This is a genomic window from Streptomyces lacrimifluminis (assembly GCF_014646095.1).
Lineage (GTDB): Bacteria > Actinomycetota > Actinomycetes > Streptomycetales > Streptomycetaceae > Streptomyces > Streptomyces lacrimifluminis.
Genome location: NZ_BMMU01000013.1, coordinates 113,658 through 137,310 on the forward strand (window position 1 = coordinate 113,658; position 23,653 = coordinate 137,310).

The 23,653-nt window shown below is 69.1% G+C and carries 22 protein-coding genes and 2 tRNA genes; 12 read left to right on the plus strand and 12 right to left on the minus strand.

The genetic code is table 11. From position 1 onward, the window contains the following. Positions 1-85: 85 nt before the first annotated feature. The 4 genes from IEY89_RS20640 to IEY89_RS20655 all read right to left on the minus strand — a co-directional run bounded on the left by IEY89_RS20640 (position 86) and on the right by IEY89_RS20655 (position 3,565). Complete coding sequence (locus IEY89_RS20640; protein WP_189148925.1) at positions 86-784, minus strand: ATP-dependent Clp protease proteolytic subunit; 699 nt, start codon at positions 782-784, stop codon at positions 86-88. A gap of 49 nt (positions 785-833) precedes the next feature. Then, a complete protein-coding gene (locus IEY89_RS20645; RefSeq protein ID WP_189149023.1) occupies positions 834-1,442 on the minus strand; it encodes an ATP-dependent Clp protease proteolytic subunit in 609 nt (202 codons plus the stop codon). A 436-nt stretch (positions 1,443-1,878) separates the two neighbouring features. Next, a complete protein-coding gene (tig, locus tag IEY89_RS20650; protein WP_189148926.1) occupies positions 1,879-3,273 on the minus strand; it encodes a trigger factor in 1,395 nt (464 codons plus the stop codon). Between the two features lie 215 nt (positions 3,274-3,488). Continuing rightward, positions 3,489-3,565 (minus strand) — tRNA-Pro (locus IEY89_RS20655). Between the two features lie 142 nt (positions 3,566-3,707). On the opposite strand from IEY89_RS20655, the gene IEY89_RS20660 reads away from it, so the two are divergent. Further along, positions 3,708-3,778, plus strand: a tRNA-Gly gene (locus tag IEY89_RS20660). An 83-nt stretch (positions 3,779-3,861) separates the two neighbouring features. Here the strand turns inward: IEY89_RS20660 and IEY89_RS20665 are convergent. The 3 genes from IEY89_RS20665 to IEY89_RS20675 form a co-directional block, all read right to left on the minus strand. Then, entirely contained in the window at positions 3,862-4,056 is a 195-nt protein-coding gene (locus IEY89_RS20665; protein ID WP_189148927.1) for a hypothetical protein, read from the minus strand. Between the two features lie 204 nt (positions 4,057-4,260). Continuing rightward, a complete protein-coding gene (locus IEY89_RS20670; RefSeq protein ID WP_189148928.1) occupies positions 4,261-4,716 on the minus strand; it encodes an HD domain-containing protein in 456 nt (151 codons plus the stop codon). Positions 4,717-4,848: 132 nt separating this feature from the next. Further along, positions 4,849-6,027 (minus strand): PP2C family protein-serine/threonine phosphatase, encoded by a 1,179-nt coding sequence (locus tag IEY89_RS20675; protein ID WP_189148929.1) that lies wholly within the window; start codon positions 6,025-6,027, stop codon positions 4,849-4,851. Positions 6,028-6,189: 162 nt separating this feature from the next. On the opposite strand from IEY89_RS20675, the gene IEY89_RS20680 reads away from it, so the two are divergent. Beyond that, complete coding sequence (locus IEY89_RS20680; RefSeq protein ID WP_189148930.1) at positions 6,190-7,440, plus strand: GNAT family N-acetyltransferase; 1,251 nt, start codon at positions 6,190-6,192, stop codon at positions 7,438-7,440. Between the two features lie 31 nt (positions 7,441-7,471). Here the strand turns inward: IEY89_RS20680 and IEY89_RS20685 are convergent, their stop codons facing one another. After that, on the minus strand, positions 7,472-8,281 hold the full coding sequence (locus IEY89_RS20685) for an Fpg/Nei family DNA glycosylase (protein WP_189148931.1): 810 nt from the start codon (positions 8,279-8,281) through the stop codon (positions 7,472-7,474). Between the two features lie 158 nt (positions 8,282-8,439). Next, complete coding sequence (locus IEY89_RS20690; protein ID WP_189148932.1) at positions 8,440-8,928, minus strand: ribose-5-phosphate isomerase; 489 nt, start codon at positions 8,926-8,928, stop codon at positions 8,440-8,442. A gap of 212 nt (positions 8,929-9,140) precedes the next feature. Between IEY89_RS20690 and IEY89_RS20695 the strand changes: the two genes are divergently transcribed. After that, positions 9,141-10,595 (plus strand): amino acid permease, encoded by a 1,455-nt coding sequence (locus tag IEY89_RS20695; protein WP_189148933.1) that lies wholly within the window; start codon positions 9,141-9,143, stop codon positions 10,593-10,595. A gap of 97 nt (positions 10,596-10,692) precedes the next feature. Here IEY89_RS20695 and IEY89_RS20700 read toward each other — a convergent pair whose 3' ends face one another. Next, on the minus strand, positions 10,693-12,738 hold the full coding sequence (locus IEY89_RS20700) for a serine/threonine-protein kinase (protein WP_229695331.1): 2,046 nt from the start codon (positions 12,736-12,738) through the stop codon (positions 10,693-10,695). 230 nt (positions 12,739-12,968) lie between these two features. Here IEY89_RS20700 and IEY89_RS20705 point away from each other — a divergent pair, with 230 nt between their 5' ends. After that, positions 12,969-13,691, plus strand: coding sequence for an LPXTG cell wall anchor domain-containing protein (locus tag IEY89_RS20705; RefSeq protein ID WP_189148935.1), 723 nt, complete (start codon positions 12,969-12,971; stop codon positions 13,689-13,691). A gap of 102 nt (positions 13,692-13,793) precedes the next feature. On the opposite strand, the gene IEY89_RS20710 is transcribed toward IEY89_RS20705, so the two are convergent. Continuing rightward, complete coding sequence (locus tag IEY89_RS20710; protein ID WP_189148936.1) at positions 13,794-14,372, minus strand: biotin transporter BioY; 579 nt, start codon at positions 14,370-14,372, stop codon at positions 13,794-13,796. A gap of 691 nt (positions 14,373-15,063) precedes the next feature. Here IEY89_RS20710 and IEY89_RS20715 point away from each other — a divergent pair. The 8 genes from IEY89_RS20715 to IEY89_RS20750 all read left to right on the plus strand — a co-directional run bounded on the left by IEY89_RS20715 (position 15,064) and on the right by IEY89_RS20750 (position 22,963). Continuing rightward, positions 15,064-16,338, plus strand: a complete 1,275-nt coding sequence (locus IEY89_RS20715; RefSeq protein ID WP_189148937.1) for an ROK family transcriptional regulator — start codon at positions 15,064-15,066, stop codon at positions 16,336-16,338. Between the two features lie 302 nt (positions 16,339-16,640). Next, positions 16,641-17,708, plus strand: a complete 1,068-nt coding sequence (locus IEY89_RS20720; RefSeq protein ID WP_189148938.1) for an ABC transporter substrate-binding protein — start codon at positions 16,641-16,643, stop codon at positions 17,706-17,708. A 62-nt stretch (positions 17,709-17,770) separates the two neighbouring features. Then, a complete protein-coding gene (locus IEY89_RS20725) occupies positions 17,771-18,592 on the plus strand; it encodes an ABC transporter permease (protein WP_373287268.1) in 822 nt (273 codons plus the stop codon). After that, on the plus strand, positions 18,568-19,284 hold the full coding sequence (locus IEY89_RS20730; protein ID WP_189148940.1) for an ABC transporter ATP-binding protein: 717 nt from the start codon (positions 18,568-18,570) through the stop codon (positions 19,282-19,284). Before IEY89_RS20725 ends, IEY89_RS20730 begins: the two co-directional genes overlap by 25 nt. A gap of 193 nt (positions 19,285-19,477) precedes the next feature. Next, entirely contained in the window at positions 19,478-20,830 is a 1,353-nt protein-coding gene (locus tag IEY89_RS20735) for an LLM class flavin-dependent oxidoreductase (protein WP_189148941.1), read from the plus strand. A gap of 23 nt (positions 20,831-20,853) precedes the next feature. Then, a complete protein-coding gene (locus IEY89_RS20740; protein ID WP_189148942.1) occupies positions 20,854-21,750 on the plus strand; it encodes a TauD/TfdA dioxygenase family protein in 897 nt (298 codons plus the stop codon). Positions 21,751-21,869: 119 nt separating this feature from the next. After that, positions 21,870-22,511, plus strand: coding sequence for a superoxide dismutase (locus tag IEY89_RS20745; RefSeq protein WP_189148943.1), 642 nt, complete (start codon positions 21,870-21,872; stop codon positions 22,509-22,511). A 215-nt stretch (positions 22,512-22,726) separates the two neighbouring features. After that, positions 22,727-22,963 (plus strand): hypothetical protein, encoded by a 237-nt coding sequence (locus tag IEY89_RS20750; protein WP_189148944.1) that lies wholly within the window; start codon positions 22,727-22,729, stop codon positions 22,961-22,963. A gap of 22 nt (positions 22,964-22,985) precedes the next feature. On the opposite strand, the gene IEY89_RS20755 is transcribed toward IEY89_RS20750, so the two are convergent. After that, a complete protein-coding gene (locus IEY89_RS20755) occupies positions 22,986-23,642 on the minus strand; it encodes a DsbA family protein (RefSeq protein WP_189148945.1) in 657 nt (218 codons plus the stop codon). Positions 23,643-23,653 lie beyond the last annotated feature (11 nt).

Sequence of the window (23,653 nt, forward strand, 5' to 3'; positions counted from 1 at the left end):
CCTTGGCGCGGTTCACTTTGACGTGCTCCGAGTCAAGCCGTGCCAAGGGGCGGCAGACGCTACAGCTTCTGCGTCCACCAGTACGTCAGCGGACGCTGGCGTTGTTCATTTTCCGGGTGGAAATGATCTGGTCGATCAGGCCGTACGACAGCGCGTCCTCGGCCGTGAGGATCTTGTCGCGCTCGATGTCCTCGCGGATCTTCTCGATCGGCGTGGTGGAGTGCCTGGCCAGCATGTCCTCCAGCTGGGCACGCATGCGGAGGATCTCGTTGGCCGCGATCTCCAGGTCGGAGACCTGCCCGCGGCCGGTCTCGCTGTACGGCTGGTGGATCAGCACGCGCGCGTTGGGCAGCGCCATGCGCTTGCCCGGCGTACCGGCCGCGAGAAGGATCGCGGCGGCGGAGGCCGCCTGGCCCATGCAGACCGTCTGGACGTCCGGCTTCACGAACTGCATCGTGTCGTAAATGGCCGTGAGAGCCGTGAACGAGCCACCGGGGCTGTTGATGTAGACCGAGATGTCCCGGTCGGGGTCCATCGACTCCAGGCACAGCAGCTGCGCCATGACGTCGTTGGCGGAGGCGTCGTCGATCTGTACGCCGAGGAAGATCACGCGCTCCTCGAAGAGCTTCGCGTACGGGTCGTACTCACGCACGCCCTGCGAGGTGCGCTCGACGAAGCGCGGGATGACGTAGCGGGATTCGGCGGTGGGGCCGGTGTACTCCGCCTGGGCGGCCTGGGCGGCCCTCGTACGGTCGTAGAGGCCGCTGCCGGGGAAGTCGTTCACGGTGTCTCCTGAAAGGGGCTTAGGCGGGGGCTGGAGGGCGTCGGGGCGCTTACGCCGCGGTGCCGCCGCCGCCCGGGATGCCTGCGGCCGTGGCGATGACATCGTCGATGAGGCCGTACGCCTTGGCCTCCTCGGGGTCGAACCAGCGGTCGCGGTCCGAGTCCCGGGTGATCTGCTCCATGGTCTGGCCCGTGTGCTGCGCCGTGAGCTCGGCCATACGCTTCTTGGTGTGCAGCAGCCGCTCGGCGTGGATCTTGATGTCCGACGCCGAACCCGCGAGGCCCGCGGAGGGCTGGTGGATCAGGATCTCGGCGTTCGGCAGGGCGAAGCGCTTGCCGGGCGTACCCGCGCTGAGCAGGAACTGGCCCATGGAAGCGGCGAGGCCCATGGCGATGGTCATCACGTCGTTCTTGATGAACTGCATGGTGTCGTAGATCGCCATGCCGGCCGTGATCGAACCGCCCGGGCTGTTGATGTAGAGGTTGATGTCCTTGTCCGGGTCAGCGGCGGCGAGGAGCAGCAGCTGCGCGGTGATCTTGTTCGCGATGTCGTCGTCGACCGGCTGGCCGAGGAAGATGATCCGCTCGTTGAGCAGCCGGTTGTAGACCTGGTCGCCGAGGCCACCGCCGATGGAAGGCTCGCCGGCGGCGGAAGGCATCAGATTCGTCACGTCGTATCCACCTGCTCGTATTACGACGGCGCCGGGCCGTCTCACGTGTTCTGCCGGGGCGTGGGGCCGTCCGGCCGTTGTCCGGGGACTCCCCTGCCCTCGTACTCATGGACCCTAACGCGCGGGTCCCTCCGGGGAATCCCGGGAAGGGAACTGTTCGCTGTGAGCGCATGTGCTCCGCTGGGTTGAGCAGGGTTTCCGGCGGGGGTCGGCCGTGTCGTGGCCGGGGTTCGGGTGGGCGTCGCGGGGCTGTGCCCCGGGCCCCCTGGTGCGTCTCGCCGTGGCTCCGCCGGGGAGTGGTCGGGTACGGGCCCGTGGGGGCTTGTCGCGCAGTTCCCCGCGCCCCTTCAGGGCGCGAGAAGGCCCCCGGGGACCGAAGTCCCCGGGGGCCTGTTCTACGTGCTCTTCAGAGGTGCCGTGGCTTTCAGGCCTCGGGCTTCTCCTCGGCGGACTCGGCCTCGGCGGCCGGGGTCTCCTCGGAGGTGGCCTCCGTGGTCTCGTCCTCTTCCTCGTCGTCGAGGTCGATGATCTCGCCGTTGGTGTCCTTGACCGTGGCGGCCTCGACGACGACCGCGAGGGCCTTGCCGCGGGCGACCTCGCCGACCAGCATCGGGACCTGGCCACCCTCGACGACCGCCTGGGCGAACTGGTCGGGGGACATGCCGGAGGAGGCGGCGCGCCGCATGAGGTGCTCGGTGAGCTCCTCCTGGTTGACGTTCAGCTTCTCCTTGTTGACCAGCTCGTCGAGGACGAACTGGGTCTTGATGCCCTTGACCGCGGCTTCCCTGGTCTCGGTGTCGAACTCCTCGACCGTCTTGCCCTGGATCTCGAGGTACTTCTCGAGGTCGAGGCCCATCTGGCCGAGCTGGTGGTGCTCCAGGTTGTGCTTGCGGGTGTTGATCTCGTCCTCGAGGAGCTTCTCGGGGACGGGCACCTCGACGAGCTCAAGCAGCTTCTCCAGGACGCGCTCCTGGGCCTGCGTGGCCTGGTCGTACTGCTTCATGTTCTCGAGGCGCTTGCGGCTGTCCGCGCGCAGCTCCTCCAGGGTGTCGAACTCGGAGGCGAGCTGGGCGAACTCGTCGTCCAGGGCCGGGAGTTCGCGGGCGGCGACCTGGGTGACCTTGACGGTGACCTCGGCCTCCTTGCCGGCCGCAGAGCCACCCTTGAGCTCGGAGGTGAAGGTGGCCTCGCCACCGGCCTCCACGCCCGTCACAGCGGCGTCGACGCCTTCCAGCAGCTCGCCGGAGCCGATGGTGTAGGAGACGCCGCTCGCGACGCCGTCCTCCAGCACCTCGCCGTCGACCTTGGCCTCCAGGTCCAGCGTCACGACATCGCCGTCCTCGGCGGCACGCTCGACCGGGGAGGTGGCGGCGAAGCGCTCACGGAGCTGCTCGACCGACTTGTCGATGTCCTCTTCGGTGACCTCGATCGCGTCGACCTCGACCTCGATGCCGGAGTAGTCCGGGATCTCGATGGTCGGGCGGACGTCGACCTCGGCGGTGAAGTTCAGCGTCTCGCCGTCCTTCAGCTCCGTGATGTCGACCTCGGGCTGGCCCAGGACGTTGAGCTCGGCCTCGTTGACCGCCTCGGTGTAGAACTTCGGGAGCGCGTCGTTGACCGCCTCCTCCAGAACCGCACCGCGGCCGAACCGCTGGTCGATGATGCGGGCCGGGATCTTGCCCTTCCGGAAGCCCTTCACCGTGACCTGCTGGTTGATCTTCTTGTACGCCGCGTCGAGGCTGTCCTTGAGCTCCTCGAAGGGCACCTCGATGCTGAGCCGAACCCGGGTCGGGTTCAGGGTCTCCACGGCGCTCTTCACGGTTCGGTCTCCTTGGGGGCTGACTTCTTGGGGTTCTGCTGAGGGGGTTCTGCTGATTGTCCTGTTGCCGGACGCGGCGGAGCCTCAGCGGATTCGCGGCCCTTGAGGGACGTAAACAACGCAGACACACGGGCGCGCAGTTTGCATACTAGCCGCAGGCGGTACACGCCCCAAAAGGTGATCTTGAAGATGATCCTGCCGATGGTCCGGCACGATGGTCGGGGTGGCGGGATTTGAACCCACGGCCTTCCGCTCCCAAAGCGGACGCGCTACCAAGCTGCGCCACACCCCGTCTGGTGCGACACGTAGGGTACATGCCCGCAGGCTACGCCGTTGCCGCATTTCAGGAGTGGAAAACGGGGTGTGCATCGAGGGGCCCCGAACCGCTACGATGCTTTCTGTGCCGCGGTCGCGTTGACCTGCGGCGCATGCGTGCGGGCGTAGCTCAATGGTAGAGCACTAGTCTTCCAAACTAGCTACGCGGGTTCGATTCCCGTCGCCCGCTCTCTCTTGCCGCCGGCCCGGTTCCTCGGAACCGGGCCGGTCGCGTTTCTCCACGGCGGCGGACCCTGTGGGCTGCCACCGCGGTCAGAACTGGATCTCGTTGATCGTGTCGGCTATCGAGTTCAGGAAGCGTTGGATGTCGTCCGCCATGCCGGTCGAGGCGAGGAAGAAGCCGAAGAGGATGGCGACGACCGCCGGGCCCGCCTTGATCGAGCCTCCACGAATCAGCACCACCAGGATGATTCCCAACATCAGCACCACTGACAACGAAATGGCCACACTGATCACACCCTATGGTCGGTTCGCTCTACCGGCCCAGGGATGCTTTCCCTCGCACCCCCGCCAGATCCATCGTGCCACCAACGAGGCCGCCGTATGCGGCCGGTGACGCATCATCGGCCCCATGGGACCGATTTTTCCGCACAGACAAACCAAGAGCACGGAATATGTTCCTTGTAGGCACTTAGACCGACATTTGCGACTCTAAAGGCCAAGCAGTGCACGCATTTTGGCGTACTTCTCGGTCAGGCGGGCGCGGGTCGGGGCGTCCAGCGCCGCCAGGCGGGCCGGGTCCGCGTTGTGCGCCAGGTCCGCCTCCTTGACCAGGAGCGCGCCCGGGGTGTCGAGGATGCGCCGGGCGTACGCCTCGGGGGCCTCCCCCGCGCGCTTGGTGACGGCCAGCACGATGTCCTTCGTACGGCGGGACAACGCGGCTTCCCGCAACTGGCGTTCGGACAGCGCGTCGTCCTCCACGGCGTCGTGCAGCCAGGCCGCCGCGATCTGCTCGTCGTCGCCTCCACGCGCGCGTACGCCCTCCGCGACGGCCTGGAGGTGCTCCGTGTAGGGGCGGCCCGCCTTGTCCGTCTGCGAGGCGTGTGCGGCTCGGGCCGTGGCCTCCACTTCGGCCAGGGTCAAGGGTGTTGAAGGGTTCTCGGTCATCCGGTCAGTGTGGGGGCCGGTCGGGCCGGGGGCTTCGAGGGACGTTTCGGTAAAGCAGGTATTGACGGTTTCTTGATGTTCTCTTGACTTCGAAGGCGAGGTCCACCCGTCCTATCGGCGGGCCGGCGCAGGTCAGATCGTTGCCTGGGCCGTGGGGCCCTCTCGGCAGATCAGGAGGAGGGCCCTGTCGTCGTTGACGTCCTTGGCGACCGCCTCGATGAGGTGCCAGGCCGCGCCGTGGAAGCCGCCGGCCACATAGCGGTCGGCCTCGCCGGTCAGCCGGTCGATGCCCTCGACGATGTCCCGTTCCGACGTTTCGACCAGGCCGTCCGTGAACAGCATCAGGACGTCCCCGGGGCGCAGTGATCCCTTCACGGGGTCGAACTGGGCACCGTCGTACACGCCCAACAGCGGTCCCTCCGCTGCCTTTTCCTCCCAGCGGCCCGTGCCCGCGCTGAGCTGGAGGCCCGGTGGATGGCCGGCCGAGAAGAGTTCGTAGTCGCCCGAGTCGAGGTCCAGGACGAGGTGGATCGAGGTCGCGAAGCCCTCGTCCCAGTCCTGGCGGAGGAGGTAGCCGTTCGCCGCCGGGAGGAAGGCATGGGGTGGCAACGAGCCCAGGAGGCCGCCGAAGGCGCCCGAGAGGAGCAGGGCACGCGAACCCGCGTCCATGCCCTTGCCCGAGACGTCCGTCAGGACGACCTCCATGGTGCGGCCCCCGTTCGTACGGGCCGCCACCACGAAGTCGCCCGAGAACGACTGGCCGCCCGCCGGGCGCAGCGCCATCTCCCGGTGCCAGCCCTGGGGCAGCTGCGGCAACTTGCTCTGGACACGGATGCGTTCACGCAGGTCGAACAGCATCGTGCCGCCGCGTCGCCAGGGGACGCCCACTCTGCTGCGGAACTGTGCGATCAGCAGACCGAAGAATCCGCAGGCAGCCACGACGAGGACCACTCCGGGGGTGACCCGCGAGGGGCCTTCCGTGTACGGGCCCAGTTTCACCGACTCCACGATCAGTGCCGTCGCCGCCGCCGCGTACAGGCCCAACAGGCTGGCCGGGCGCAGGAGGAGGCCGCCGGCGACGATCGGAAGGACCAGCAGGGCCGGCGAGCACCACACCGAGTTGGCGAGGGTCATGGCCGCGATGATCGGGATGGTGATGAACAGACCCGCGAGCGCGATCCAGTCCGAACCGTCGCCCCGGAAGTAGTCGACGGCGGATCTGCGCAGGCCGGTGCGGACCCGGTGAGCCTGCTTCTTCAACCGGGCCGTGAACGTCTCGGCTGCCGCGCGCCGCTCTCGTCCTGCTGCCATTAGTTCGGGACCCTATCCATCGGACCAGCTGCTTGGCACGGGAGGTCCCACTTGTCCCCCGTCCGAGCTTCAAATTCACAGTGAAACCCACCGCGAGCCGGTCCGAGGCCCCGAGGGGAAAATTCCCTCGCTCGTCCCGCATTGCCCTGGTAGTCATGGTCCATGACGACCTCCAGAGGCTCCGGCACGACCGACCTGCGGGTGCTTCGGCCCGATGACTGGGATCAGTGGTACGACAACCTGCTCCGCGCCTTCGGCGGGATGCCGGAGTCCGCCGAGGAGCGGGAGTTGTGGAGATCACTCACCGAGTACGACCGTTTCGTGGGCGCCTGGGACGGTGACGCGTGTGTGGGCAGTGCGGGTGCCTTCACGTTCCGGGTAACGGTACCGGGTGGCGCCTCCGTGCAGGCGGCGGGCGTCACGATGGTGGGCGTGGCCGGCACGCACCGTAGGCGCGGGGTGCTCACGTCGATGATGCGGCGGCAGTTGGACGACGTACGGAGCTGGGGCGAGCCGTTGGCCGTGCTCACGGCGTCCGAGCCGGCCATCTACGGGCGGTTCGGGTACGGACTCGGCACCCACTCGCTGACCCTCGACATCGACACCACGCGGGTACGGCTGGCGGTGCCGGACGGCGCCGATGACGTACGGCTGCGGTATGCCGTACCGGCCGAGGCCCTTGACGTCTGCGAGGCGGTGTACGCGCGGCGGGTGCCGGAGCGGCCCGGGATGCTGGCGCGGATGCCCGGTTGGGCGCCGGCCATGGTGCTCGACCCCGAGGGCGAGCGGGACGGGGCGTCGCCGTTGCAGTGCGTTGTCGCCGAGCGGGGCACGGAGGTTGTGGGGTTCGCCCGGTTCCGGGTCAAGCCCGACTGGGATGTCACCGGGTCCAACAGTTCGGTCGTCGTCGAGGACGTGGAGGCACTCGACGCCGCTTCGCAGGGGGCGTTGTGGCGGTTCCTGTTCGACATCGACCTGACGTCGAGGATCGTCGCGCGCGGGCGGCCGATCGAGGAGCCGTGGCATCACATGGTGTCGGACATCCGGCGGTGCGGGCTGCGTCGGCGGGACGGGCTGTACGTACGGCTGGTCGACGTGGGGGCCGCGCTGGAGGCGCGGACGTATCAGACGCCGGTGGATGTCGTGTTCGACGTCGAGGACGCGTTCTGTCCGTGGAACTCCGGGCGGTGGCGGCTGACGGGCGACACCAAGGGGGCCGTGTGCCGGCGTACGGGGGACGCGGCTGATCTCGCGCTGTCCGTACGGGAGTTGGGAGCTGCCTATCTGGGCGGCGTGCCGTTGGCCGGGCTGGGGGCCGCCGGGCGGGTGCGGGAGATTCGGCAGGGGGCGCTGGCCGAGGCTTCGGTGGCGTTCGGGTCGGTGGTGGCGCCCTGGTTGTCCCACGGGTTCTGAGATCCCGGGCCCGGGGGCCTGGTTGTGCTTTTCAGCCGCGCTGGCAGGTGGGGCACCAGAAGAGGTTGCGGGCGGCGAGGTCGGCGGTGCGGATCTCACCGCCACAGAGGTGGCAGGGCAGGTTGGCCCTGCGGTAGACGTAGACCTCGCCGCCGTGGTCGTCGACGCGCGGCGGACGGCCCATCGCCTCCGGGGTGTGTTCCGGGCGGACGGTGTCGATGCGGTTGTTGCGTACGCCCTCGCGCATGAGGGCGACCAGGTCGCTCCAGAGCGCGTCCCACTCGGTGGGCGTGATGTCCCTGCCGGGGCGGTACGGGTCGATGCCGTGCCGGAAGAGGACCTCGGCGCGGTAGACGTTGCCCACGCCCGCGATGATCTTCTGGTCCATGAGGAGGGCGGCGACGGTCGTACGGCTGCGGCTGATGCGGGCGTATGCGGCCTGGTGGTCGGCGTCCGCACGGAGGGGGTCGGGGCCCAGGCGGTCGTGTATCGCCCGCTTCTCGGTGTCCGTGATGAGGGCGCAGGTGGTGGGGCCCCGGAGGTCCACGTACGAGGTGCTGTTCGCGAGCCGGAGGCGGACCGTGTCCGTGGGGGGCGGGGCGGGGGCGTCGCCGAAGGTGACCTTGCCGAAGAGTCCCAGATGGATGTGGACCCAGTCGGCTTCACGGAAGCGGAGGAAGAGGTGTTTGCCGTGGGCGTCGGTGCGGGTGAGTTCCGCGTGGTCGAGGAGGGCGGCGGCGTCGGAGAACTTGCCCTGGGGGCTGGTTACTTGGGGTTCGGTGCGGAGGAACGCGGCGCTGTAGTCCTGGGACAGGCGGTGGATCGTGTGCCCTTCCGGCACGGGTGCTCCTTCTTTGTCCGCGGGTGGGTGGGGGTTGCCGTGGGTCAGTTCTCGCCCCCGCCGCCCCTACCCATTCCCGTCCCCTGGGGGCTGCGCCCCCAGACCCCCTACGGCCCTGAACGGGCCTTGTCCTCAAACGCCGGACAGGCTGAACTGCACTACCGCTGCTGAGGGTGGTGCGGGGGGATCGCCGGGAGATCGCCCGTCGTCTCGTACGCCGTCAGCATGTCGATGCGGCGGATGTGGCGGACGTCCTCCGAGAACGGTGTCGCCAGGAACGTCTCCACGAACTTCGTCGCCTCGTCCTGCGTGTGCATGCGGGCGCCCACCGCGACCACGTTGGCGTTGTTGTGCTGGCGGCCCAGCGACGCGGTCTCCTCGCTCCAGGCCAGCGCCGCGCGCACGCCCTTCACCTTGTTCGCCGCGATCTGCTCGCCGTTGCCGGAGCCGCCGATGACGATGCCGAGGGCGTCGGGGTCGGCCGCCGTGCGCTCCGCGGCGCGGAGGCAGAAGGGCGGGTAGTCGTCGAGGGCGTCGTAGATGTGGGGGCCGCAGTCCACGGGGTCGTGGCCGGCCTCCTTGAGCCATTCGACGAGGTGGTTCTTGAGTTCGAAGCCCGCATGGTCCGAGCCGAGGTACACGCGCATGGTCAGAGTGTGACATGTCTGTTTCGGGGAAGCAGCGCCGGGGGCTGATCACGAAAAGCCGTGGCAACACTACGAAACCTCAAGAAAACCTCAAGTAACGATCTGGATTCAAAGGTTCACGAATTCATTTACCTCCGATTCACTGGACCAACTGTTTACGCCGTCCCCACCGGCGCGCTTACCCCGTTCACCCGGCGCAAAGGAATTCCCCCATGACCTCGCAGCCGACCTCCGGTCTTCAGGCCGGGCTCAAGAACCGGCATCTGTCGATGATCGCCATCGGCGGTGTCATCGGGGCCGGGCTCTTCGTCGGATCCAGCTCCGGTATCCGCACCGCCGGGCCGGGCATCCTTCTCTCGTACGCGCTCGTCGGCACGCTCGTCGTGCTGGTGATGCGGATGCTCGGCGAGATGTCCGCCGCCAATCCGACCTCCGGTTCGTTCTCCGCGCACGCCGACCGGGCGCTCGGGCGCTGGGCCGGGTTCTCCATCGGCTGGCTGTACTGGTTCTTCTGGGTCGTCGTGCTCGCCGTGGAGGCGACCGCCGGCGCCACCATTCTCGAAGGGTGGATTCCCGCCGTACCGCAGTGGGCCTGGGCGCTCATCGTGATGATGGTGCTGACCGCCACCAACCTCGTCTCGGTCGGTTCCTACGGCGAGTTCGAGTTCTGGTTCGCCGGTATCAAGGTCGTCGCCATCAGCGCCTTCGTCATCATCGGCGCGCTCGCCGTGTTCGGCATACTGCCCGGGGTCGACAGCGACAAGGCCGGCCTCTCCAACCTCACCGACCACGGCGGCTTCCTGCCCAACGGGCCCGGCGCCATTCTCACCGGCGTCCTGCTCGTCGTCTTCTCCTTCATGGGGAGCGAGATCGCCACGCTGGCCGCCGGGGAGTCCGAGGACCCGCAGCGGGCCGTCACCAAGTCCACCAACAGCATCATCTGGCGTGTCGCCGTGTTCTATCTCGGGTCGATCTTCGTCGTCGTCGCCCTGCTGCCGTGGAACGATCCCTCGATCAAGGAGAAGGGCTCGTACGTCGCCGCCCTCGACTCCCTCGGTATCGCGCACGCCGGCCAGATCATGAACTTCATCGTGCTCACCTCGGTGCTCTCGTGCCTCAACTCAGGGCTCTACACGGCCTCCCGCATGGCCTTCTCCCTCGGGCAGCGCGGTGACGCGCCCAAGGCGTTCGCGCGGACGACGTCCCGCGGTGTGCCACTCGCGGCGATCATCGCCTCGGTCGTCTTCGGCTTCGTCGCCGTCTTCTTCAACTACAAGTTCCCCGACTCGGTCTTCCTCTTCCTCGTCAACTCCTCCGGTGCCGTCGCCCTGTTCGTCTGGCTGGTCATCTGCTTCTCGCAGCTGCGCATGCGGAAGATCATCGAGCGCGAGTCCCCGGAGAAGCTCGTCGTACGGATGTGGCTGTACCCGTATCTGACCTGGGCGACCGCCGCTCTCATCGTGTTCGTCCTCGGCTACATGCTCACCGACACCGAGCACGACGGGCGCGAGACCGTGCTGCTGTCGCTGCTGGTCGCGGCCGTGGTGCTCGCGATCGCCGTCGTCCGGCAGAGGACCGGGCGCGGATCGGCGGCCGTCGGCGACGGCCGGGGCACGGACGCCGTCGATGACGGCGACGACGTGAACGACGTCGTCAAGGTCGGCTGACTCCGTAGGTTCGATACGCGGACTCGATACGCAGGTTCGATACGCAGGTTCGATACGCAGGTTGCACACGTAGTGGCTTGCGTGGTCGGGGAGTTGTTCACAGCACCGTGAACGACTCCCTGACCCGTTCGTAGGTCCGTACCGCCTGCTCCTCGATGTCCTGGTGGTACCAGGTGCTGATCTGGTACGACTTCCCCTCCACGTCGAAGCCGAGCAGCCTGGCGTGCCAGTGGATGCCGTCCAGGGTGAAGGTGTACTCCCAGACGACCGCCGGGTGACCCTGGTACGTCGTCTCCTCCAGGGTGATCTTCGTGTAGTCCTGGCCCTGGCGGGCGTTGCGCTCCGACTCCTCCCAGGTCTCCAGCAACTCGCCGCGTGCGAGGGAGGACTTGGCCAGGAGCTCCTGCTTCCCGTCGGGGGACGTGTAGTGCACCTCGGCGCCCGTCTTCACGTCCCGGCGCCAGCCCGTCGGCGTCGCCCACGCGTATCCGCCCGCCTCCTCGTGCACGCCCGGCGGCAGGCTGCGCGGGCGGAAGGTGCCCTCGACGGTGGGTTCGGGGGAGTCGGGGGTGGGGGTGGCGGCCGGCGGGGTCGAGGGCGCGGACGATGCCCCGCGCGATGATCCGGGCGTCGCCGTGTTCTTGTCGTCGGGTGATCCTGCCGTCGCCGCCAGGATCATCCCGATCAGCGCCCCCGCGACGACCACACCCGCGGCCACCATGCCCATACGGCGGCGGCTTTGGCGCCGGTCGCGACCTCGCCGGGGGTCGGACGGGAGTGCGGGGCCCGGCAGTTCACCGGGCGGCGTTCCCGACGTCCCCGGCGGTACCACTGTCCGCGTGGCCGTCGGGAGGGCGGCTGCGTGCCTCGGACCCGGCCGCCTCTCCGTCACCGCCTGTGCGTGTGCGAGGCCCTGCGCGTTGGCCTGGCCTCGGACCAGGGAGACCCCGGCCCTGCGTGTTCCCCCGGGGCCCGGCGCCGGGGGCACTTGCCGGGCGGGGATCGCCGAGCCGACCTCGGACCGCATCTCGGAGGGGACTTCGTTGGAGGCTTCGGGGGACGGGGTTCCCAGGATCGGGGTGGCTGTCGTACGGGCGGTGGGCATCGCGTCCGTCGGCGGTGGGGGTTCGGGATCCTGCTGCCCCTGCTGCTCCCGCTGTTCCCGCTGTTCCCGCTCAGGGTCCTCCGGGTCCTCCAGTTCCTCCGGTGGCTGCTCGCGTGGCTGTCGTGCGGCCCGTACGAGTGACGCTTCGAGATACGCGGGCGTCTGTGCGTCCCCGTACGCCCGTACGGGAGTCGGGGGCGCTGTCTCCCAGCGGGTGTTCGGTGTCGGCGGCGCCTCGGGGGTTTCCGGCTCCCCCTCCCCCACGTGTGCCTCGTCGGGCGGCGTCGCCGGAAAGGCCACCGGCCGCAGGGCCCGTTCCACGTCCTCCAGGGCGGGCCTAGCCGACGGTTCCTTCTCCAGGAGGGCGGCCAGGATGTCGCGCAACGGGCCTGCCGCGGCCGGGAGTTCGGGCTCCTCGTACAGGACCGCGTGCAGTGTCGCCAGGGTCGTCTCGCGGGAGAACGGGGAGCGGCCTCCCAGCGCCGCGCAGAGTGTCGCGCCGAGGGACCACACGTCGGACGGCGGGCCCTGGTGCCGGCCCGACACCCGCTCCGGTGCCATGTAGTCGGGGGAGCCGACGAGCATCCCGACCATCGTCAGGGCCTTCGCGTCCTGGATGGCGGCGATACCGAAGTCGGTGAGCACGACCCGTCCGTCGCGCCGTTCGACGAGGACGTTGCCCGGTTTGATGTCGCGGTGCAGTACGCCCCCCGCGTGCACCTGGCGCAGCGCGGAGACCAGCCCGAGGCCGAGGCAGGCTGTGTCAACCGGGCCCAACGGGCCGTCCTCGACGAGAAGTTGTTCGAGGGAGCGGCCGGCGACCAGCTCCATGACGATCCACAGCCGCTCACCCTCGTCCACGACGTCGTACACACGCACGACGTTCGGGTGGTCGATCCGGGCTGTCGCCCTGGCCTCGCGGAGTGTGCGTTCTCGGCGGGTGCGGGTGTCCTCCGCGTCGAGTCCGTCGATCCGCATTTCCTTGACGGCCACCGGCCGGTCGAGCATTTCGTCGGCGGCCCGCCACACCCGCCCCATTCCCCCCTGGCCGATACTTTCGACCAACCGATATCGGCCCGTCACCAGCAGACCTGGAGCACCGCCGCCCATATTCCCCCGCAATCCCCTGCACCCCCTCAACGCGCGCCCCATCAGAACCACAATGGTCACACTTCGTGCAGTCCCAGCATAGCGGCGGGAAATCTTGTGGTACCTCTTCATGGACTGCGAATTCAGGCGCAGTCCAGGGGGATCCAAGGGGGACGAACATGAGTTCTGGTCGCACGACGGCCATCGCGGGATCGCTGCTCACGGCATCTTTCTCGGCCGTGATGATCCTTTCCTTCACCGCCAGCGCGGATGACCAGGGGCCCGGAAGCAGCAAGGGGGGAAAGGCCGTTGACGCGGCGCCGACGGGCGTCAAGTTGACCACACAGTTGCCCGAGAGCATCTCGGTCGACAACAGTTCGAAAGAAACGGCGCTTACCGCCACGGTAAAGAACGAGGGGAGCAAGGACAGCGGCGACATCAGGCTTTTGGTCGTCGGATTCGACGGTATGACGGTCAAGAACGTTCAGGGTTGTTCGGAGATTGCCGAAGGGGATCTTCCGGAGGGTTCGAACAGCGGTTTCAGCTGTGCGGTCGGCAATCTCGCCGCCGGTAAGTCGAAGTCGTACGACGTCGACGCGACGTTCGACCTGGGCAAGACCGGCAAGATCTGTCTGCCCGTCCAGACCGCCGACGGTTCGAAGACCTTCTGGCAGCAGGGCCCGGTCCCGTTCGGTACGACCAACCCGGCACCGAACGCCCCGGCCACCCCGCTGCTGCTCGGCACCGACAACAAGCCGGTGGCACCCGGCGGTGACAAACTGCCGAAGACCGGCCCAGCGCGCGAAATGCTCCCCCTCGGCGCCGTCGGCGCGGCACTGCTGTCCGCCGGGGCGGCGGGCATGTGGTGGTCGCAGCGGCGGCCCCAGCAGCCACAGGGCTGATCCGTGACCGCAGGCCGGTGAACGGCGAGGGGGAGGGAGAGGCGGAATTCCGCCTCTCCCTCCCCCTCGCCGCGACACCGTTCGTCGACAACAGCCCGTGGATCAGTCCTTGTCGAGGAGCTTCCAGGCCGTCGGCAGTACGCCCATCGCCAGGGCCGCCTTCAGGGCGTCGCCGATCAGGAACGGCGTGAGACCGGCGGCGATCGCCGCGCTCACGCTCATGTCGGCCGCCAGGGCGAGGTACGGGACGCCGATCGCGTAGATGATCGCCTCGCCGAGCAGCATCGCGCCCGCCATCCGCACCATGGAGCGGTCGGCGCCGCGACGGGCCAGGGCGCCCACCACGGCGGACGCGAGGACCATGCCGAGGATGTAGCCGAAGGACACCGACGTCCCCGAGCCGCCCTCCGCGAACCACGGCACGCCCGCCAGACCGGCCAGGGCGTAGACGACGAGGGCGGCGAGGCCTCGGCCGGCGCCGAGCGCGGTGCCGACGAGAAGCGCGGCGAAGGTCTGCCCGGTCACCGGCACCGGTGAGCCCGGCACGGGCACGGCGATCTGGGCGGCGATCCCGACGAGTCCGGCACCGCCGAGCACGAGCGCGGCGTCCCGGACGCGGGAGGCGGGGAGCAGGTCGGCGAGGACCTGGCCGGGGCGGGCGGGGGCGACGGCGGTTGCCATGGGGACTCCGCGAGGATGTGAGCGGCAAGGGGACATCGTGACGCTATCCCAGCGCCCTCGGGGCGATCACCGTCAGTGCTCGACAAAGGGGGCGACGGCGGCTTGGTGGGCTCCGTACAAACGGTGGGGGTTACACCCGGTGCGGCGTGACGCCGGTCACTGAGGTGGGGTGCTGTGGGCTACGGAGGTGCGACGGGCGGGCTCTGTAGGGTTCCACCAACCCGGCCGCGGGCCGCGCTTCCCTCGGCTGGAGGCCCGCGCATCCCCCTGGCTACAGGCCCGCCCTTCCCCGGGGCCGCAGGCCCGCGCATCCCCGACCCCGGCCAAAACAGGGGCCGGCCCCGACTCGGCCCTGGCCGCAAGCCCGCGCTCCCCCTGGCCGCAGGCCCCGCTCCCGGCCAGGGGCTGGCCCGGGTTCGGCCCCTGCCCGGACACGTGCCGTCTCGCCCGTCGGTCGCCGTCTGTGCAGCGTCGGCCCGTTTTGCTAGCTTCGGGCGCATGGTCGCCCAGTCCCGGTATTTCTCGTCGCGTCGCTATGTCGACCTGCGGCGCGTGGGCACGGCCACCTGTCGCCGCCCCGGGTGAGGCGGCTCCGGCGCGCCTCGCTCCACGGGACTCCCCGAGCCTTCACAGGTTCCCGAGTCCTCACGAGACGGCGCAGTGTCGGACCAGTTCCCCGAGGATGATCGCCATGCCCCGTGCCGCGGCACCCACCCTTGCCCCCGCCTCCCCCTCTTCCCGTACCTCTTCCTCCCGTACCTCTTCCTCCCGTACCTCTCCTTCCCGTCCCTCCCCGTCCCGCGTGCCTCGCGCCGCCGATTCCGACCGGCGCCGGACGAGCGCGAGTGTCGTCCTGCGGTCCGTGCTGGAGCACGGGCCGGTTGCGCGCAGCACCATCGCCCGGCTGACCGGGCTGTCACCGGCGTCGGTGACGGACTACTGCGCCCGGTTCGCCGAACTCGGCCTGATCCGCGAGGAGTCCGCGCCCCGGCGGTCGAACGGGGTGGGGCGTCCGCACGTTCCCGTCGACCTGGACTCCTCGCGGTTCGTGGTCGCCGGGGTGCATGTGGCCGTGTCGTACACAACGGTCGCGCTGCTGGATCTGCGCGGCCGGGTGGTGGCCCGGCGCGAGCTCGCGCACGAGCACACCGATCCGGGACGGGTGCTGGCGCGGGCCGCCGAGGGGCTGCGGGCGCTGCTGGACGGCGCCCCCGACCGTCGGGCCCTGGGCGTCGGCGTGGCGGTGGGCGGCTGGGTGGACCGGGATTCCGGGACCGTCGTCGAGCACCCCATGCTGGGCTGGCGCGACGTGCAGGTGCGGGAGGCGCTCCGCGCCCGCACCGGACTGCCGGTCCATGTGGACGGCCACGCACGGGCGTTGGTCAACGCGGAGCGGCTGTTCGGGCCGGCGCGGGGCAGCGGGAGTGTGCTGCACCTGTTCGTCGGCAACGTGGTGGACGCGGCGTTCGCGACCAACGACGAGGTGCACCACGGGCCGCGCTCCCAGGCGGGCGCCATCGCCCATCTGCCGGTGCCGGGTGGTACGGAGGCCTGCGACTGCGGGCGTACGGGCTGCCTGCAGGCCGAGTTGAGCGAGCGGACGCTGTGCCGGCGGGCGCGGGAGGCGGGCATCGTCGAGACCACGGATTCCCTCCGGGTGGTCGCGGCGGCGGACAGGGGCGACCTGGCCGCCGTGGGGCTGCTGGTGCGGCGGGCGAGTGCCGTGGGGCGGGCCACACGGCTGCTGCTCGACGTACTGAATCCGGAGACGGTCATCGTGACCGAGGTCGGGATCATTCACCGGGAGGACTGCCTCGCGGCACTGCGCGAAAGCGTCGGCACCGAACGTGCGGCCTCTGTCGTGCCGACGAGTTTCCCGGATTCGGTACTCGCGGTGGCGGGGGGTTCGGTGGCACTCGATGTGCTGTACCGGGATCCGTTGGCCGCTTCACCTCAGGCTATTTAATTCAGAAACTCCGAATGTTGACAGGGACCCCGCATGACCTGGAACATCGTGCTCATGAGCCCTTTCGTGAGCTGTCGCACCCTCTGTTGCTGACACGTCGCCACTGTTGCTGACACGTTGCCACGTGTGAAGCGCTCATTTCCTTCTGTGCTTTCCGCACCCTCCGCGCCTTCCGCGCGCTCTGCTCCTCCATGCTCTCCCTTGTCCTTCTTGCTCTTCCTTGCGTGAATTCTGCGTTCCGGGCCTCCTGCCGCCTCGAATTCCGCATGCGTTCGTGCCTTCCCAACTCACGGAGTCCTCCCATGCCTTCTTCTCCCGTGCCGGGTGTCGACCGACGGCTCTTCCTCACCTCCCTGCTCGGCGCCGCGGCCGGCGTCGCCGGGCTGAGCGGCTGCGCGAACAGCAGTGCCGTAGCCGACTCCAAGGGCGCCTCGACCGCCCCGCTCGCCGACAGGGTCCCGGCCGGTACGAGTCTGAAGATCACCTCGTATTCGGGCACCCAGCAACTCCAGTTCAAGCTCGCCAAGTTGGGCGAGCTGCCCTTCAAGGTGTCGAACTGGGAGAACATCTCCGCCGGTCCCGATGTCATCAACGCCTTCCGCTCGGGTTCCCTCGACCTCGCCAACAACGCGGGCATTCCGCCGATCCAGGCGCACTTCCAGGGCTTCGACGCGAAGATCGTCGCGATCAACGTCACCCGCAAGCCGAACTATCTCTTCGCCACCAGGCCCGGCAGTGACATCCGGACGGTCGCGGACTTCAAGGGCAGGAAGCTCGCCTTCTCGCAGGGACAGGCCCAAGGTGTCGTCCTCCTACGGGCGTTGGAGAAGGCCGGGCTCGCGTACGACGAGGTCGAGCTCGTCCCGCTGACCAGCAACCAGTTCTTCACCGCCCTGCAGTCGGGCCAGGTGGACATCGCGCCGCTGGCCATCAGCCAGGCGCCCGCGTATTTCCAGCAGTACGGCGCCAAGGGTGCCCGCAGCATCCAGACGGACGTGGTCGACCTGCTCAGCCTGCTGTGGGCGCCGGTCTCCGTGCTGAACGACTCCGCGAAGGCCGCCGCGGTCGCCGCGTACATCCCGTACTGGGCCAAGGGCCTGGTATGGACGTACGAGAACCCCGACATCTGGAACGAGGAGTTCTACGTCAAGACGCAGAACCTGACCCTCCCCCAGGCCCGCGCGATCACCAAGCTCGCCAACAAGCCGCTGTTCCCGTCGAGTTGGGCCGAGGCGATCACCTGGGAGCAGGAGACCGCCGATCTGCTCGCGGAGGGCGGCTTCGTGAAGAAGTTCGAGGTGGGCTCGCTCTTCGACCACCGCTTCGAGGGCATCGCGGCGAAGTCCGTGGCTGCGGAGTACCGGAGGTGACCGCCGTGACCACGAGCGCTTCCACCTCCTCCTCCTCCGCCGCCGGCACCGCCGCGGTCCCCGTGTCCGTCGCGGGCGACGAAACGGGTGGCTCCCAGGTCCGCAGGCGGCGCCGGCTCTCTCCCGGCAAGCGGCTGCCCGCCGCGCCGATCGTCGGCCCGGCCCTCGTCCTCGCCCTGTGGGCCGCCGCCTCCGCCGCCGGACAGCTCGACCCGGCCGCGATCCCGGCGCCCTGGACCGTGCTCAGGACCGGCGTCCATCTGTGGACCGACGGGACCCTGCCGAACGACATCCTGACCTCGCTGCGGCGAGCCGCCTCCGGGTTCGCGATCGGGCTGGTCGCCGGTGTCCTGCTCGCCCTGGCCGCCGGGCTCAGCAGGGTCGGCGAGGCGCTGATCGACGGGACGGTCCAGCTCAACCGGGCCATCCCGGCCCTGGGGCTGATCCCGCTGTTCATCCTCTGGCTGGGCATCGGCGAGACGTTCAAGGTCGCGATCATCGCGATCGTCGTCTACATCCCGATCTACCTCAACACGCATGCCGCGCTGTCCGGCATCGACAGCCGCTTCGTCGAACTCGCCGAGGTGCAGGGGCTGTCGAGGTTCCAGTTCGTCCGCCAGATCGTCGTTCCCGGTGCGCTGCCCGGATTCTTCGTGGGACTCCGGCTCGGCGTGACCGGCTCCTGGCTGGGGCTGGTCGTCCTGGAGCAGATCAACGCCACCAGCGGACTCGGCTACATGATGTTCCAGGCCCAGAACTACGGCCAGAGCGACGTCATCCTCGTCGGCCTGGTCGTCTACGGCATCTTCGGCCTGGTGTCCGACAGCACGGTCCGTCTCTTCGAACGGAGGGTGCTGTCATGGCGCCGCACACTGAGCAACTGACCCGGTCCGCCGTCCGACTCCGGGGCCTGACACGGTCGTTCGGCGGGCGCAAGGTCCTCGACGGTATCGACCTCGCCATTCCGGCCGGGCAGTTCACGGCCCTGCTCGGGCACAGCGGCTCCGGCAAGAGCACCTTGCTGCGGGCGGTCGCGGGGCTCGACCACCAGGTCGAGGGCAGTGGTCAACTCACCGCCCCCGAGCGGGTGTCGGTGGTCTTCCAGGACTCGCGGCTGCTGCCGTGGCGGCGGGTGCTGGACAACGTACTGCTGGGGTCGGAAGGCAGGGAGGCTGCCGCCAAGGGGCGGGAGGCTCTCGCCGAGGTGGGTCTGAAGGGGCGGGAACGTGCCTGGCCCAGCGAGCTGTCCGGCGGCGAGGCGCAGCGGGCCGCGCTGGCCCGGTCGCTGGTCCGGGAGCCCGAACTGCTGCTTGCCGATGAGCCGTTCGGGGCGCTGGACGCGCTGACGCGGATCAGGATGCACGGTCTGCTGAGGGAGCTGTGGGAGCGTCACCGGCCGTCCGTTCTCCTCGTCACGCATGACGTGGACGAGGCGGTTGCTCTTGCCGAGCGGGTGCTTGTGCTGGAGGAGGGGCGGATCGGGCTCGACCTGACGATCGATCGCGATGCGGCTGCGCGCGGCGAGTATCGGGGGTTGTTGCTCGCGGCGCTTGGGGTGACGGAGGACGTCCGGTGAGGGTCGGTTGGCGTGACCGTCTGCTGGGGGCTGCCGCCCCAGGCCCCCGTTTCGGCCCTGAAGGGGCCTCGTCCTCAAACGCCGGACGGGCTGGAAATGCCCGGGCCGGCGCCAAAAGCACCGCTCCGACCGGCACCGCCCGGCGCTCGTGAGCCCCTCCCCGCACCTGTCCAGAGCAAAGGACACGACAGCCATGCCCCGCAGGCTCCACCTCAACGCCTTCCTCATGAACACCGGCCACCACGAAGCCTCGTGGCGGCTCCCCGAGAGTGATCCGTACGCCCATGTCGAGCTGGATCACTACGTGCGGCTCGCCCGGATCGCCGAACGCGGCACCTTCGACTCGTTGTTCCTCGCCGACGGGCCGCAACTGTGGGGGAACCTGGCTCAGCGTCCCGCGGGCGCCCTGGAGCCGCTCACCCTGCTGACGGCCCTGGCCACGGCGACCACGCACATCGGGCTGATCGCGACCGCCTCGACGTCCTACAACTCCCCGTACAACCTGGCCCGCAGGTTCGCCTCGCTCGACATCATCAGCGGGGGCCGGGCCGGCTGGAACATCGTCACCACGGCCGGTGCCGAGGCCGCCCGCAACTTCGGTCTCGACGCGGAGCCCGCCCACGCCCAGCGGTACGCCCGGGCCGCCGAGTTCCTCGACGTGGCACTCAAGCTCTGGGACAGCTGGGGGGACGACGCGATCGTCGGCGACAAGGCGGCCGGCGTCTGGGGCGACGACGGGAAGATCCATCCACCTCGCCACAAGGGGACGTACTTCAGCGTCGAGGGTGCCCTCAACGTGCCGCGTTCGCCCCAGGGTTACCCGGTCCTGGTGCAGGCGGGGTCGAGCGAGGACGGCAAGGCGTTCGCGGCCCGGTACGCGGAGGCCGTGTTCACCGCCCAGCAGACCATCGAGGACGCGCAGGCCTTCTACGCCGACCTCAAGTCCCGTACCGCGGCGAGCGGTCGGGACCCCGACCACATCAAGGTGCTGCCCGGCATCGTCCCGGTGCTCGGCTCCACGGAGGCCGAGGCGCTGGCGAACGAGCAGGTCCTGGAGGACCACATCGTGTACGAGCACGGCGTGGGCAACCTGGAGGGACTGCTGAAACTTCCCGCCGGAACACTGGAGTTGGACGGCCGGCTGCCGGCGGATCTGCCGCCCGAGAGCGCGATCGAGGGCGCCAAGAGCCGCTACACGCTCGTCGTCGAACTGGCCCGGCGCGAGCGCCTCACCGTACGGCAGCTCATCGGGCGGCTCGGTGGCGGGCGCGGGCACCTCACCTTCGCCGGGACGCCCGAGCAGGTCGCCGACGAGATCGAGACCTGGTTCACGCGGGGTGCCGCCGACGGCTTCAACATCATGCCCGCGGTCCTGCCGTCCGGTCTCGAAGCCTTCGTCGACCACGTCGTCCCGATCCTGCGAGCCCGGGGTCTGCTCCGCGGTGAGTACGGGCCGCGCCAAACCCTGCGCGAGAGATACGGCCTCCCGCGCCCCGCCAACCAGCACGTCAGCCACGCATCCGCATCCGCATCCGTCCTCGTCTGACGAACCCCGAAAGGAACCCGCACATGTCCGGCATCGACATCCAGAAGGTCACCGCGAACATCGGTGCCCGCGTATCCGGCGTGGACATCTCCAAGCCTCTCGACGAGGAGCAGGTCGCCGCCCTTCGCGAGGCCCTCAACGTCCACAAGGCCCTGGTCTTCGACGACGTGGACCTCGACGACGAGGGCCAGCAGGCCTTCGTACGGCACTTCGGCGAGCTGACCACCGCCCACCCGACCGTGCCGTCCGTCGACGGCGCCGCGAACGTCCTGCCCGTCGACAGCGAGCGGGGCCGCGCCGCCAACCACTGGCACACGGACGTCACCTTCGTCCTCAACCCGCCCCAGGCCAGCACCCTGCGCAGCATCACCGTCCCGCCGTACGGCGGCGAGACCCTGATCGCCAGCTCGGCCGCCGCCTACCGCGATCTGCCGCAACCCCTGCGGCTGTTGGCCGACAACCTGTGGGCCGAGCACACCAACGACTACGACTACGCGGTGCCGGACGAGGCGCTCGACGAGGAACTGGCCGCCCAGCGCGCCCAGTTCACGTCCATCCCGTTCCGCACGGCCCACCCGGTCGTCCGCGTCCACCCGCTGACCGGCGAACGCGGGCTGTTCATCGGCGGGTTCGCACAGCGGATCGTCGGCCTGTCGGTCACCGAGTCCCGCAAGATCCTGGACCTGCTCCAGGCGTATGTCACCCGCCCGGAGAACGTCCTGCGCCACCGCTGGTCACCGAACCAGCTCGTCCTCTTCGACAACCGCATCACCCAGCACTACGCCATCGACAACTACAACGGCCTGCCGCGCCGCCTGCACCGGGTGACCATCGCCGGTGACATCCCGGTCGGCATCGAGGGCAAGGAGAGCTACTCGATCGCGGGGGACGCCTCGCACTACACGTCCGTCGTCGAGTAGCCCGCCCCGGCCCCTCCGGCTTCTCCGGAAAAGACCCTCGTGCGACGCCCACGAGGGTCTTTTTGTTGCTAGCGTGTAGTTGCAAGTAATGTGCAATAAGAGGTCGAGGGGACCCCCGCATGCCCGTCTACACGCTCCCTGAACTGCCGTACGACTACTCCGCGCTCGCGCCCGTGATCAGCCCCGAGATCATCGAGCTGCATCACGACAAGCACCACGCGGCGTATGTGAAGGGTGCCAACGACACGTTGGAGCAGCTCGCGGAGGCGCGCGACAAGGAGTCGTGGGGGTCGGTCAACGGTCTGGAGAAGAACCTCGCCTTTCACCTCTCAGGCCACATCCTGCACAGCATCTACTGGCACAACATGACGGGCGAGGGCGGCGGTGAGCCGCTGGCCGCCGACGGCGTCGGTGAGCTCGCGGACGCGATCGCCGAGTCCTTCGGTTCGTTCGAGGGCTTCAAGGCGCAGCTGACGAAAGCGGCGGCCACGACCCAGGGTTCGGGCTGGGGCGTCCTCGCGTACGAGCCGCTCAGTGGACGGCTGATCGTCGAGCAGGTCTACGACCACCAGGGCAACGCCGGCCAGGGCTCGACCCCGATCCTGGTCTTCGACGCCTGGGAGCACGCCTTCTATCTCCAGTACAGGAACCAGAAGGTCGACTTCATCGACGCGATGTGGGCCGTCGTCAACTGGCAGGACGTGGCGAAGCGTTACGAGGCCGCCAAGTCCCGTACGAATGTGCTGCTGTTGGCGCCCTGAGCGGACCGCGGAGCCCCAGGCGACCGCGCCGACCGCGGTGAAGCGTCCTGCCTCGTGATCGTCTTCTCACCGAACGCGACGGCAGGCGGAATGACGGAAGGCCCCCGCGAGGACATGACTCGCGGGGGCCTCCCCCATACTCCCTGCCCCAGGCCTACTCTCGTGGGGCCGGGGCGTCACAGGACACCGGGGCTCCACACAGCCTGGGGGATCACATGCTGTCCATGCGGTGCGTCAACTGCGCAGACAAGGTCCAGGATTTCCTCAGGCTCACCGACGCGGAGAGGACGTACGTCAAGGAGCAGATTCCGAAGCACTTCCGCCTCGGTGCCTACTACCGCTGCGCCCGCGACGGCTGCCTGCGCTACCAGCGACGGGGGAACCACAAGGACGGCGGTTCCTTCCCGAAGCCGGAGGCCAAGAACCAGGCCAAGGACCAGGCCAAGGACTGAAGGGCCGGACGCCCTCCAGGTTCTACAGGTTGCTGAAGTCCGGGCCCGCCGTCCGAGAGCGCTTGATCTCGTAGAAGCCGGGGACCGAGGCGACCAGGAGGGTGCCGTCCCACAGCTTGGCGGCCTCCTCGCCCTTCGGGGCCGGGGTGACGACCGGGCCGAAGAAGGCGATCTGCTCGCCGTCGGCACCGGGGACCGCGATCACCGGGGTACCGACGTCCTGGCCGACCTTGGAGATGCCCTCCTTGTGGGAGGCGCGCAGTTCGGCGTCGAACTCGAAGTCCTTCTGCTCGGCGTAGTCGATCAGGTCGGCGGGCAGGCCGACGTCGGCCAGGGCGCCGGCGATCGCTTCGAGGGTCGGGCCCTCAGCGTTGTTGTGGATCCGTGTGCCCAGGGCCGTGTAGAGGGGGCCGAGGACGTCGGCACCGTGCTTCTGCCAGGCCGCCGTCACGACCTTCACCGGCTGCCAGGCCTGCACCGCGAGCATCTCGCGGTACTCCTCGGGCAGCTCGTCGAGCTTGTCCTCGTTGAGCACCGCCAGGCTCATGATGTGCCAGTGGACCTCGATGTCACGGACCTTCTCGACCTCCAGGACCCACCGGGAGGTCATCCAGGCCCAGGGACAGAGCGGGTCGAACCAGAAGTCGACGGGGGTCTTGGTCGAGCTCGTCTCGGACATGGGACTCCTAT